We start from the raw sequence: 13,490 nt of genomic DNA on the forward strand, positions 1-13,490 counted from the left end.
CAATTCTTTAATTAAAAGTAAAAGGCACCAATTCAAAAATTAATTGGTGCCTTTTTTATAATTATATCAGTTTTTACAAACTATCAATTGCTTTTTGAATCCTAGTAATTGTTTCTTCTTTTCCTATCACTTCCACAATATCAAATAGGTGAGGCCCTTTCAAAGCACCAACCAAACTCAATCTAAAAGGCTGCATTACTTTCCCCATTCCAATTTCGTTAGTTGTCAACCATTCTTTAACAATCGTTTCAATGTTGATTGATGTAAAATTTTCAATACCTTCAAGAACAATAATTAAATTTTGCATTAATGCAGGCGTTTCTTCTTTCCAGTTTTTGCTAGCTTTAGCGTCATACTCTGATGGCGCTTGAAAAAAGAAGTCACTCATTTCCCAAAATTCGGAAACAAAATGCGCTCTTTCTTTGATTAAAGAAACGATTTTAGTCAAAACAGCCACAGATACCGTAATATCCTTTTCTTTCAAAATTTTAGCGTATTCCGCAGCTAAAATAGCATCATTAGCTTTGATTAAGTATTGGTGATTAAACCATTTGTTTTTCTCTGGATCAAATTTAGCACCTGATTTATGAACCCTGTCTAAATCAAATCCTGCAACTAATTCTTCCAAAGTGAATAATTCTTTGTCCGTTCCGTCATTCCAACCTAATAAGGCTAAGAAGTTCACCACTGCTTCAGGGAAAAATCCTTTCTCTCTGTAACCAGATGAAACTGCTTCTTCAGTCTTCCATTCAAGTGGAAATACAGGAAATCCTAATTTATCTCCATCACGCTTGGATAACTTTCCGTTTCCAACAGGTTTTAAAATCAATGGTAAATGTGCAAATTCTGGTGCCGCCCAACCAAAGGCATGGTATAATAAAACATGCAAAGGCATCGATGGCAACCATTCTTCACCACGAATCACATGTGTCGTTTCCATCAAATGATCATCCACAATGTTTGCCAAATGATAGGTTGGCATCCCGTCACTTTTAAACAATACTTTATCATCTAACAGGTTAGTGTCAAATTTCACATGACCACGTATAATATCTTTTAAATGCAAAATTTCATCCACAGGTGTTTTAAAACGGATTACATACGCCTCTCCAGCAGCAATACGTTTCGCTGTTTCCTCAGCAGAAATTACTAACGAAGTATCCAGTTTTTCTCTGTTATGGTGATTGTATATAAACGTTTTTCCTTGCTCTTCGTGCTCTTTTCTATGTGCGTCCAAAGCTTCAGCCGTATCAAATGCATAATATGCCCAACCTGAATTAATCAATTGATCCGCATATTGCTGATACAATTCTTTACGTTCGCTTTGACGGTACGGACCAAATTTTTCATTTTTTCCAATGGTTTCATCCGGAGCAATTCCTAGCCATTCTAGAGCTTCCATGATGTAACTTTCAGCACCAGGAACAAATCGGTTTTGATCGGTGTCTTCAATTCTCAAAAAGAACGTTCCACCATGTTTTTTGGCAAACAAATAATTGAATAAAGCGGTACGCACACCGCCAATATGTAAGGGTCCCGTTGGGCTTGGTGCAAAACGCACTCTAACTTGCTTTGACATTTTTTGTAAATTTTGGTGCAAAGATACAATTTATAATTTCTTTTATTTGGGCGTGCCACCAGTAAACAAAGGGGCTTATTTTTCATTGCGAGTATAAAGCCCCTTTGTTTACTGCTGTCGGGCTTTCCGCGCTACTTCGGTAGCTTGCTTCAATCCCTCACGCATACGCACATCACTATTATTTTTTTCTAAATACGTCGCTGTAGGAGCGTTGGTTAATTTTCAATTTGAGGTGTTTTATTAACATTGAAAAATCAATTTGTTAACTAGTTGTTAGTTATCCATATAAAATAGTACTTTTATTGGTTATAATCATTTCAACTAATCAATTTTGGAATACTCAAATGTTATTTATCAAAAGTTAGAAGCTTTTATCAAGAAATACTATACTAATGAACTCATTCGAGGTAGCGTTATCTTCATTGGTTTAGGATTATTGTATTTATTACTCACACTTTTTGTGGAATATTTTCTTTGGTTAGAACCATTGTCAAGAACTATTTTATTTTGGACTTTCGTTGGAGTTGAAGTATTTTTGTTTTTCAGATTTATCCTTTTTCCAATTTCTAAATTGTTAAAACTTCAAAAGGGAATTGATTACAAACAAGCTTCGGTGATTATTGGAAATCATTTTTCAGTAGTCAATGACCAACTGACTAATTTTTTGCAATTGTCCAATGACAATTCAAAATCCGAATTGCTATTGGCTTCCATTGAACAAAAGGCTAATAATTTGCAACCCATTCCTTTTTCTAATGCGATTAATTTTTCGACTAATAAAAAATATTTGCCATTGGCAGTAATTCCTATTTTGCTTTTTGTGTTTTTCTATTTGTCAGGAAATAACGAAATCTTGTCTCAAAGTTTGAATAGGGTAGTGCATTATAACCAAGCTTTTGTTCCACCAGCACCTTTTGAATTTGTGATTCTGAATTCGAATTTAAAAACACAAGAAAACCAAGACTTCATTTTAAAATTGAGAACCGTTGGAAAAATAGTTCCTGAGAATGCGACGATTCATATTGGTGATGAAAGTTATTTTTTCGAAAACAAAGAACTAGGAGAATTTCAATTTACGATTCCAAAATCCAATTCTGATGTATTGTTTCACGTGGAGGCTAATGGATTACGTTCTATTGATTATGAATTGAAAGTAGTTTCGGTTCCATCGATTTCTAATTTCGAAATGCAATTGGACTTTCCTTCTTATCTCAATAAAAAATCGGAACGCATTCAAGGAACAGGAAACGCAATCGTTCCTGAGGGAACTCGAGTAACTTGGAAACTTTCGACTCAAGCGACTCAAAAAGTAGAATTTGAAATGGCAAATACCCGTTTTCCATTCACGGCTTACCAAAATAGCTTCAGTTTGTCAAAAAATATTAGTCAAGATACAGAATATCAAATTATTACTTCAAATTCAAGCATAAAAAACTTCGAAAAATTACAATACCAACTTAATGTTGTCAAAGATCAGTTTCCAACTATCAATGCATCACTTGCTCCAGATAGTTTGAAGGTTTCAAATAACTATGTGTTGGGTCAAATTGCGGATGACAACGGTCTACATAAACTTCAAATTGTGTATTTTGAACACAATAACCCAAAAAACGCCAAACGTGGAACAATCCCTTTGAAAGCTAAAATTGTTGACCAATTTGTTTTTTCATTCCCAGCAAATCTTCCTGTTCAGCAAGGTGTAAATTATGATTATTATTTTGAGGTTTTTGATAATGATGTTTTGCATGGATTCAAATCTTCAAAGTCTTCGGTTTTCTTTAATCACATTCCAACCGAAATAGAAAAGACAGATGCCATTTTAGAACAACAATCAGAGAATATTAATGGATTGCAAAAATCATTAAAAGACCAAAACAAACAATTTTCAGATATTGATAAATTACAAAAACTAGGAAAAGAAAAAACTAATTTTGAATTTAAAGAACAACAAAACGTAACTGATTTTATTAATCGTCAAAAGAAACAAGACGAAATGATGAAACAATTTACTGATAAAATGAAAGATAATTTAGAGGCGTTTAAATCAAAACCTAATGACGATTTTAAAGAAGAATTAAAAAAGAGATTAGAAGATGCTAATAAAGATTTAGTTAAAAATCAAAAACTATTAGAGGAACTCAAAGAACTAAATGATAAAATTAAGAAAGATAATTTATTGGATAAATTAGATAAGTTCAAACAAAACAGTAAAAGTCAAAACAAGAATTTAGAACAACTAGTTGAGCTCACTAAGAAATATTATGTAGAAAAAAAGGCAGAACAATTATCTGATAAATTAGACAAACTTGCAGATAAACAAAATAAATTATCAGATAAAGAAAAAGAAAACACTTCGGATAAACAAAAAGACATCAATGATTCTTTTGATAAAATTCAGGAGGATTTAGAAAAATTGGATAAAGATAATAAGGAATTAAAAAAGCCTTTAGATTTAGCTAAAGACGAAGCTACAGAAAAAAGTATTGATGATGATTTGCAAAAAGCTACAGATGAATTAAAAAAAGACAATACATCTAAAGCAAAAACTAAACAAAAATCAGCTGCTCAAAAGATGAAATCTATATCTAAAAATATGGGGCAAAGTTTAGCCGAGGGAGAACAAGAACAACTGCAAGAAGATGTAAAAATGTTACGTCAAATATTAGATAATCTTTTAGCTTTTTCTAATTCCCAAGAAGATTTGATGATTCAGTTTAGAAATCAAAAGTCAGGCTCTCCTTCTTTTAATAAAAACTTGAAACAGCAACAAAATCTAAAATTACAATTCAAACATGTTGATGATAGTTTGTTCGCTATGTCATTACGTAATCCTAAAATTGCTGATAACGTAACTAAAGAAATCGGAAACATTCAATATAATATTGATAATTCTTTAGAAAGTTTTACTGATTCCAAAATTGGAAAGGGTCTTTCTCATCAACAATATGCGATTGCTTCAACTAATGTTCTAGGGGATTTTTTAAGTGAAATTCTTTCTAATATGCAGATGTCTTTAGCTAGCTCACCAGGTTCTTCTGGTGGAAAGCCAAAACCTGGACAAGGAGAAGGTGACGGAATGCAATTGCCTGATATTATAAAAAAGCAACAAGGTCTAGGTGATAAAATGAGTGATGGAATAAATGCTGGAGAAAAGGATGGTAAAGGGAAAGATGGTAAAGCAAAAAACGGTAATTCTGGATCTGATCCTCAGTTAAAAAAAGGAGGTTCACAGAACGGAGACAAAGGGGAAGATGGTGAAAACAATGCAGGGGCTATAATGGAAATCTATAAAGAACAAATGCAACTTAGAGAATCTCTTGAAAATGAATTAAGCAAAAAAGGCTTAGGAGGTAATGGTCAAAATGCTATTGAGCAAATGAAGCAAATTGAAAAACAATTATTAAATAAAGGCTTTAATAACGAAGTTTTGCATCGCATGTTGAATGTGAAACAAGATTTACTAAAGTTAGAAACTGCCATACAACAGCAAAATCAAGATGATAAACGTGAATCAGAATCGAATAAAAATGATTTTCAAAACCGTTCTAACGCCTTACCTAAGCCTTTGTTAGATTATTTGAATAGCATTGAGATTTTAAACAGACAATCATTACCTTTGCGCTCTAATTTTGAACAAAAAGTTCAAGAATATTTTAATAAAAAATGATCAGTTTTAATTACGAGAATGATTTTAATTTAGAGAACGAAGAAGTATTTGCTACTTGGTTGTCTTCGGTTATTGAATCCGAAAAAAAGAAAGAAGGCGAGATTAATTATATCTTTTGTGACGACAACTATCTTCACAAGATTAATTTAGAGTATCTAAATCATGACACACTTACAGATATTATAAGTTTTGATTATTCTATGGGTAACGAATTGCACGGAGATATTTACATTTCTGTGGAACGTGTTCAAGACAATGCTACTGACTTCAAAGTAAGTTTTGAAGAAGAATTAAAACGGGTAATGGTACACGGTGTTTTGCATTATTGTGGATATAAAGACAAATCAGAAACTGACGAAGCATTAATGCGTTCAAAAGAAGAGGAAAAAATGAAGATGTTCCACGTGGAACTTTAGTTTAATGATTTAGGATTTGCAGTTATATTTTAAATGTTTCACGTGGAACATTTAATTTATTTTTTAAGAATCCTAGATTCTAATTTTTAAATCCTAAATAGATATTGTTTCACGTGGAACAATATGAATAGATTTAAGTGAGGGAGTGATTCTAAATCCTAAATCCTAAATCTCAAATCCAAAATAAAAAGATGTTTTTAGAAGAATACGATGTTATTGTAGTAGGTGCTGGGCACGCAGGTTCAGAAGCAGCAGCAGCAGCGGCCAACTTGGGTTCGAAAACTTTATTGGTTACAATGAGTTTGCAAAATATTGCTCAGATGTCTTGCAATCCTGCTATGGGTGGAATTGCCAAAGGGCAAATTGTTCGTGAGATTGATGCGCTTGGAGGATACTCTGGAATTGTTTCTGATAAAACTGCGATCCAGTTTAAGATGTTGAATAAGTCCAAAGGGCCTGCAATGTGGTCACCAAGGGTTCAGTCAGACCGTATGCGTTTCGCTGAAGAATGGAGAATGATGTTGGAAGGAACGGCTAATCTTGATTTCTATCAAGAAATGGTAAAAGGGTTGATAATCGAAAACGGAAAAATTAAAGGAATTAAAACTTCGTTGGGAGTAGAGATTCGTTCTAAATCGGTTGTATTGACGAATGGTACTTTCTTAAATGGATTGATCCATATTGGAGACAAACAATTTGGCGGAGGTAGAGCAGGGGAAAGTGCTGCTTACGGAATTACCGAAGATTTGGTTAATGCAGGTTTTGAAGCGGGCAGAATGAAAACAGGAACACCTCCTAGAGTAGATGGTCGTTCTTTGGATTATTCCAAAATGAACGAAGAAAAAGGAGATGAACGTCCAGATAAATTTTCGTATTCAGATGAAACGAGTCCGTTGATTCATCAACGTTCGTGTCATATGACATACACTTCGTTGGATGTTCATGATATTTTAAGAGAAGGTTTTGATCGTTCACCAATGTTTAATGGTAGAATCAAAAGTATCGGTCCTAGATATTGTCCATCTATCGAAGATAAAATTAATCGATTTGCTGATAAAGAACGTCACCAATTATTTGTTGAACCAGAAGGTTGGAATACTTGTGAGGTTTATGTAAATGGTTTTTCAACTTCGTTGCCTGAGGATATTCAATTCAAAGCTTTGCGTTCTGTAGCTGGTTTTGAGAAGGTGAAATTCTTCCGTCCTGGATATGCAATTGAATATGACTATTTTCCGCCAACGCAATTGAAGCACACTTTGGAAACCAAATTAGTGGAAGGTTTGTTTTTTGCTGGACAGATTAATGGCACTACAGGTTATGAAGAAGCCGCTTCTCAAGGATTGATGGCGGGTATCAATGCACATCTAAAAGTACATGATAAAGATCCGTTTATTTTAAAACGTGACGAAGCGTACATTGGTGTTTTGATTGATGATTTAATTACCAAAGGAACGGAGGAGCCGTATCGTATGTTTACGTCTCGCGCGGAGTATAGAACTTTATTACGACAAGATAATGCCGATTCTCGTTTGACTCCAATGTCAAATGCAATTGGTTTAGCTTCCGAGAAGCGTTTACGTCGAATGGAACATAAATTTAATCAATCAGATAAAATGGTTAGTTTTTTCAAGGAAACGAGTGTTTCCATTGCAGAAACGAATCCGATTTTAGAATCCAAAGGTACTGCTGCAATTTCGCAAGGGGATAAAATGTTTAAAATATTTTCTCGTCCGCAGATTGATTTGAATGATATGATGCGTTTTGATAAAGTGAAAGAATATATAGCATCAAATGATGTAGATCAAGAGATTTTAGAACAAGCCGAAATTCAAGTAAAGTATTCAGGCTATATCGAAAAAGAAAGAAACAACGCTGATAAATTAACAAGGTTAGAAGACGTGAAAATTCCTGAGGATTTTGATTATAATAAAATCAAGTCAATGTCAATTGAAGCTAAGCAAAAATTAGGAAGAATTCGTCCAGTTACTATTTCTCAAGCTTCACGTATAAGTGGGGTATCGCCAAGTGATATTTCGGTATTGTTGGTTTATATGGGAAGATAAAATTTATGATTATAGAATGATGATTAACGATTTTTGATTTTAAATCAGCAATCATAAATCGTTTATCACTAATCTTAAATCAAATTGTTCCACGTGAAACTATTTTAAAATTTATATAAAAAACCCCTAGGTAATACCCAATAACGGATCACTAAAAGCTTGATCACTGAATACTATTAATATGGATATTTTAAACAAAAAACATTTTCTTACTGTAAAAGACCATTCCGTTTCAAAAGAAATTTTCGAATTGTATTATGATGAAGCACTGGATATGTTGATTACATATCCACAACCAAGTTTGGATGTTTTAGGTAAATATTACGAAAGTGAAGATTATATTTCGCATACAGATAACAAACGTTCACTATTTGAAAAAGCCTATCATTTTGTAAAAGGAATTGCAATCAAAAACAAATTAGTTTTAATTAATTCCATACAAAAGTCTCAAGGTTGTATTTTAGACATTGGAGCTGGAACAGGTGATTTTTTAAATGCAGCCAAAGACAATGGTTGGATAACAATTGGAATTGAACCTAGCGATAGGGCAAAAGAAATTGCGATTAAAAAAGGAATAGATTTTGTAAATGCCACAACTGATTTAGAAAATCATTCTTTCGATGTAATTACAATGTGGCATGTTTTAGAACATGTACCTGATTTGGATTTTCAAATTAAAGAATTAAAACGGCTTTTAAAACCGAACGGGACTTTAATCGTTGCGGTTCCAAATTATAAATCTTTTGATGCACAACATTATGGAAACTTTTGGGCGGCTTATGATGTACCCATTCATTTTTGGCATTTCAGTAAAAAAGCGATTCAAAGTCTTTTTTATAAAGAAGGAATGAAATTAGAAAAAATTCTTCCAATGAAATTTGACTCGTTTTATGTGAGTTTGCTTTCGGAAAAATATAAAACGGGTAAAATGAATTTTGTAAAAGCTTTTTTTATAGGATTACAATCAAATTTCAAAGCAAAACGCAATTTAGAGTATTCCTCCCATATTTATATTCTTAAAAACAGCTAAAAACGATTTTAAGTGTATTTAAGCGATGTTTTTTGTTCAAAACATAGATAATGTATCTGTTTTTATAAAAATCGCTTAAATTAAACTTAATAAAGCCTGTTTTTATAGCTATATATTATATATTATTTTTTTATTATAGATAAAATCAATAGTGTAAAGAAAGCCAAAATTCAAAGAATTTTAGGATGCTACTATTTTTTTTATATTTTTGTTCCCATCACATTTAATCACAAATACACCAAAATGAAATCAGAGATTCACAAATACCAAAAAACAATTAAAAATAGCATGAGTAAAAAAGGACTATTTATTATCGCGATGGCAGTATCCCTTTTTTCTTGTCAAAAAGCGGTTGAAGTAAAAGAAGTAAAAACAGCGTATGTTGATACTTCTGAATTAATGAAAGAATACACAGAGGCAAAAGATCTTGAGGCCAAGTACAAAGCACAATCAGAAGAAAAAGGAAGACAGCTAGAAGCTGAAATTAATCGTTTTAAGCAAGATGCTGCTAATTTTCAATCGCAAGCACAAGCTAACGGTCAAGAATGGGCTCAAAAAAGAGGTGCTGAACTTCAAAAGAGAGAGCAACAATTAGGGTACGCACAACAAGCTTTGGCACAACAACTTCAACAAGAAAGTGGTGCAGAAATGGATACTCTTGTTACTGGAGTTAAAAAATTCATAAAAGCCTATGGTAAAAAGAACGGTTACACTTATATATACGGTACTGGTGATGTGGCTTCTATTTTATATGCTGAAGATAAATTAGATATCACCAAAGATATTATTAAAGCATTGAATGACAAATACAAAGCAACTGATAAAAAAGAAGAGAAAGCAGAAAAAGAAGAAACTAAAAAATAGTATTCTTTATAATAAGATAAAAGCGGTTTGGAATTTTTCAAACTGCTTTTTTGTTTAAATAAATAGGTTAATTTTAGTTGATTAATAGATAAAATACACTCTATTTGTTAACTTTTTGAAACAGTTATTTGTTATTACTATTAAACTATAAGATTATGAATTCAGCTAAAATAGCTTTACTACTGTTTATTACAGTTTCCTTTTCAAGTATTGGTCAAAATCAGCCGTACTTAATTTCTCCAGATACTAACAAAAAATGGAAAGTTCAAGCGGAACTATCAGATGAGTTTGACTCTTCCACTATTGATTGGAATAAAAAATGGCTTTTTAATAGTAATCTTCCTAATGTTAATGCATGGAAATGGAATAACGAAGATAATGTTGTCATTGTCAATAATACTGCAGAAATAAAAATGTGTCACAACGCTGACAACATTCCTGTTAATGGGACGTATTTCAATTCGGGAATTTTAAAATCAAAAGAAACTTTTACGACTGGTTTTGTAGAGGTTAGAATGAAAGGAGCTACAATTAACGTTCCTGGAATGGATAATGGTAGAGGAGTATGCCCTTCTTTTTGGTTGTACAGCGATTTTGATAGAAATGTCGAAGAAGGTGAAACCGTTTATTCTGAAATTGATGTCGTAGAATTACAACAATTTGATTTTTTTAAAGGAGAGCAAGATGATATTTTTGATATGGATCTTAATTTACATATGGTGATTAAAGAAAATGGAAAAGATGTTTGGTATCGTCCAAAACAAAAAGTTGATACCCAAAAAAATCATTACACAGCCTCATTTGACCCTAGATTAGAGTTTCATATTTACGGTTGTGAAGTAACTAAAAAGGAAATTACTTGGTACATTGACGGAGTAAAAGTAGCGAGTAAACCTAATGAACATTGGAACCGACCAATGAATGTAACTATGTCGTTAGGACTTCGTGTTCCTTTTGTTAAATTCATGAACAATAGATTTGAAGCCGTAGACCCTACACTTGATGAGCGCGCCAAATTACAACTTGCTGGTATGCCAACTTCTATGTCTGTAGATTATGTTAGAGTTTGGAAATAAATAACTGAGAATACAATCGCTTATCATGCAACCATGATTACGATTTGTTTCTACTTTAATAAAGCTGTTTGAAAAGAAATTTTCGGGCAGCTTTTTTATTTCTTATTTATTGTATTTTTACCTTTCTAATTTTATACGCCATGCAAACCCTAACCGAAGCCGCAGAATACACTTTGCAATTCATCAACCAAACCCAGCGTTCCGTATTCCTGACAGGAAAAGCGGGAACAGGAAAAACAACTTTATTACGCCAAATTATTGAAACCACTCACAAAAATACAGTGGTCGTGGCTCCTACAGGAATTGCCGCGCTAAATGCAGGCGGCGTAACAATACACTCGATGTTTCAACTGCCGTTTGGAGGGTTTATTCCCGCTTTTAATGTGGATTCTCAATTTACAGATCGAGTAAAATTCGAATCCAAAGACACGTTGCGCCGCCATTTCAGGATGAACGGAGTCAAGAAAGCCGTAATCCGCAACATGGAACTGCTTGTTATTGATGAAGTCAGTATGCTACGTGCCGATTTATTGGACGCTATCGATTTCATGATGCAAACGGTGCGCAAGAAATCACAACCTTTTGGAGGTGTTCAAGTATTGTATATTGGAGATTTGCTACAGTTGCCACCCGTCATCCGTGATGAGGAGTGGAGTACGTTACGTCAGTATTATAAAGGGAAATTCTTTTTTCACTCTCATGCTGTCCAGCAAAATCCGCCTTTGTACATTGAATTGTCTAAGATTTTCCGACAAAATGACGAGACCTTTATTTCAGTTTTGAACAATCTTCGTAACAATACTATTACGGCTGAGGATATGAAAGTACTCAATCAATTTGTTAAACCTAATTTTGATCTCAAAGCTAACAAAGGCTATATCACTCTTACAACACACAATGCCAAAGCAGATACTATGAATGCTCAGGCACTCGAAGATTTGGAAGGCAAATTATATAAATTCAAACCTGAAATCACGGGTGATTTTCCAGACAAAATGTATCCGCTAGAAGAAAACCTGCAACTCAAAGTAGGAGCACAGGTGATGTTTGTCAAAAACGATTTGTCTTTCGAAAAAAATTATTTCAACGGAAAAATGGGAATTGTTCAGTCCCTTTCGTCTAATGAAATCCGTGTGCTTTTTCCCGAAGAAAACAAAACCATTGAGGTGGAAAAATACGAATGGCAAAACATCCGCTACAAAGTAGATGAACTGACCAAGGAAATAGAGGAGGAGGTATTGGGTACTTTTGTTCATTACCCCATCAAACTCGCTTGGGCGATTACCGTACATAAAAGCCAAGGATTAACCTTTGACAAAGCAGCAATTGATGTTTCGCAAGTTTTTATGCCTGGACAAGCGTATGTTGCTTTATCGCGTTTACGTTCGTTAAATGGGCTTATTTTGCTTTCTCCTTTGCGTATGAATGGGATTTCGAACGATGAAGAAGTGATGGAATACGCTCAAAACAAAGCTACCGACGAACTTTTGAAAAATTCGCTCCATTTTGAAACTAAAAATTTCATTCATAACTATTTGATAAACAGTTTCGAATGGCACGTACTGGCACAAGAATGGCGCAACCACAAATACAGTTACAACGGTGATACCGATTCGCCATTGAAATCCAAGCACTCTCTTTGGGCCGACAAACAATTTCAATCGATGGACGCCTTGCTGTTGCCTTCGCAAAAATTCATCAACCAGCTCCATAAAATTTTCAATACTGAAACGGTTGATTTAATTCATGTGAGCCAGCGCATCGAGGCGGCTTTCAACTATTTTTTAGCCCCTTTGGACGAACTTGTTTTTGAAATTCTATGGAAAATTGAAGAAGTCAAACGCACCCAAAAAGCCAAAACGTTGTACGAGGAACTAAAAATTCTCGAAGAATTACAGTCAAAAGCCGTATTGCAACTTATGAAAGCCAAGTTGCTTATTGAGACCGTTGTAGCTGGCGAAACCATTAGCAAAGAAAAATTGACCTCACCCGACATCAAGAATTACCTGTCCCGAAAAACAAATGCTATCCAATCGCAATTCAAAGAAACTCATGTGACTTTGATTGAAGATGAAGCCGATGCCAATCGTTATACTTCTAAGAAAAAAGGCGACAAAAAAGAACCTAAAAAATCCACCGTTCAAGAAACCTATGACCTGTGGTTACAAAAAAATACGATTAAGGAAATTTCAGCCATTAGGAAACTGACACAGGAAACCATTTTAAGTCATTTGACTAAACTAATCCATGCTAAAACCATTACCATCAATGATGTTTTGTCTGGAGATAAAATTCAAGAATTAACCGAAGTTTTCCATGGCTACAAAGAAGAATCCGTGTCGCCACTCAAAGAAAAATACGGCGACAAATTCAGCTGGGAAGAACTGAGAATGTTCAAGGCGAGTTTGAATTAGGATTTTTTGGAGGGGCTGAGTGGCTAAGGTTCTGAGATACTAAGTTTTTTTAGGAGCAGAACGATTGGGTGTTTTAAGGAATGATTGTTCCTGCTTTCGGCTGTATCTCTCCGTTTCACTACGAGGATTCCATCTCAATCAGGGCTAGTGAGAAAATTCTGCTTTTATATTATTTATTTTTTATATATTTGAGGAAAATAAGTTGTGATGGTTGTCAGATTTTGGCAACCAGTTATGAGTGTATAAATAAAAATAGATAAGTTAAATAATTATGATAGTCTTTAATGCGCAATAGTCTTGTTAAAGTATCAGATTGAACAGTATCATTTAACAGTTTTCTTAGATAAGCCAAACCATATAGAACACAGCACAGTTAGGTTA

General features: G+C 33.7%; 8 protein-coding genes. 7 read left to right on the top strand and 1 reads right to left on the bottom strand.

Going from position 1 to position 13,490, the window contains the following annotated elements; all coding sequences use genetic code 11:
- Window positions 1-73: 73 nt before the first annotated feature.
- On the bottom strand, window positions 74-1,579 hold the full coding sequence (gene gltX / locus WBQ70_RS02565; protein WP_423910132.1) for a glutamate--tRNA ligase: 1,506 nt from the start codon (window positions 1,577-1,579) through the stop codon (window positions 74-76).
- Window positions 1,580-1,910: 331 nt separating this feature from the next.
- Between gltX and WBQ70_RS02570 the strand changes: the two genes are divergently transcribed.
- The 7 genes from WBQ70_RS02570 to WBQ70_RS02600 all read left to right on the top strand — a co-directional run bounded on the left by WBQ70_RS02570 (window position 1,911) and on the right by WBQ70_RS02600 (window position 13,109).
- On the top strand, window positions 1,911-5,246 hold the full coding sequence (locus tag WBQ70_RS02570) for a hypothetical protein (RefSeq protein WP_423910135.1): 3,336 nt from the start codon (window positions 1,911-1,913) through the stop codon (window positions 5,244-5,246).
- Window positions 5,243-5,662, top strand: a complete 420-nt coding sequence (gene ybeY, locus WBQ70_RS02575) for an rRNA maturation RNase YbeY (protein ID WP_423910138.1) — start codon at window positions 5,243-5,245, stop codon at window positions 5,660-5,662. The genes WBQ70_RS02570 and ybeY overlap by 4 nt, the downstream gene beginning before the upstream one ends.
- A 191-nt stretch (window positions 5,663-5,853) precedes the next feature.
- Window positions 5,854-7,725: a tRNA uridine-5-carboxymethylaminomethyl(34) synthesis enzyme MnmG gene (mnmG, locus tag WBQ70_RS02580; RefSeq protein WP_423910141.1), complete on the top strand. Its 1,872-nt coding sequence runs from the start codon at window positions 5,854-5,856 to the stop codon at window positions 7,723-7,725.
- Between the two features lie 181 nt (window positions 7,726-7,906).
- Window positions 7,907-8,755 (top strand): class I SAM-dependent methyltransferase, encoded by an 849-nt coding sequence (locus WBQ70_RS02585; RefSeq protein WP_423910144.1) that lies wholly within the window; start codon window positions 7,907-7,909, stop codon window positions 8,753-8,755.
- A 243-nt stretch (window positions 8,756-8,998) separates the two neighbouring features.
- Window positions 8,999-9,619, top strand: a complete 621-nt coding sequence (locus tag WBQ70_RS02590; RefSeq protein WP_423910146.1) for an OmpH family outer membrane protein — start codon at window positions 8,999-9,001, stop codon at window positions 9,617-9,619.
- Window positions 9,620-9,774: 155 nt separating this feature from the next.
- Entirely contained in the window at window positions 9,775-10,695 is a 921-nt protein-coding gene (locus WBQ70_RS02595; RefSeq protein WP_423910149.1) for a family 16 glycosylhydrolase, read from the top strand.
- 140 nt (window positions 10,696-10,835) lie between these two features.
- The gene (locus tag WBQ70_RS02600; protein ID WP_423910152.1) at window positions 10,836-13,109 is read left to right on the top strand and encodes a helix-turn-helix domain-containing protein; all 2,274 of its coding nucleotides are present in this window, start codon (window positions 10,836-10,838) and stop codon (window positions 13,107-13,109) included.
- Window positions 13,110-13,490 lie beyond the last annotated feature (381 nt).

Origin of the sequence: Flavobacterium sp. (assembly GCF_049590715.1) — a bacterium.
In the GTDB taxonomy this organism is placed as follows: domain Bacteria; phylum Bacteroidota; class Bacteroidia; order Flavobacteriales; family Flavobacteriaceae; genus Flavobacterium.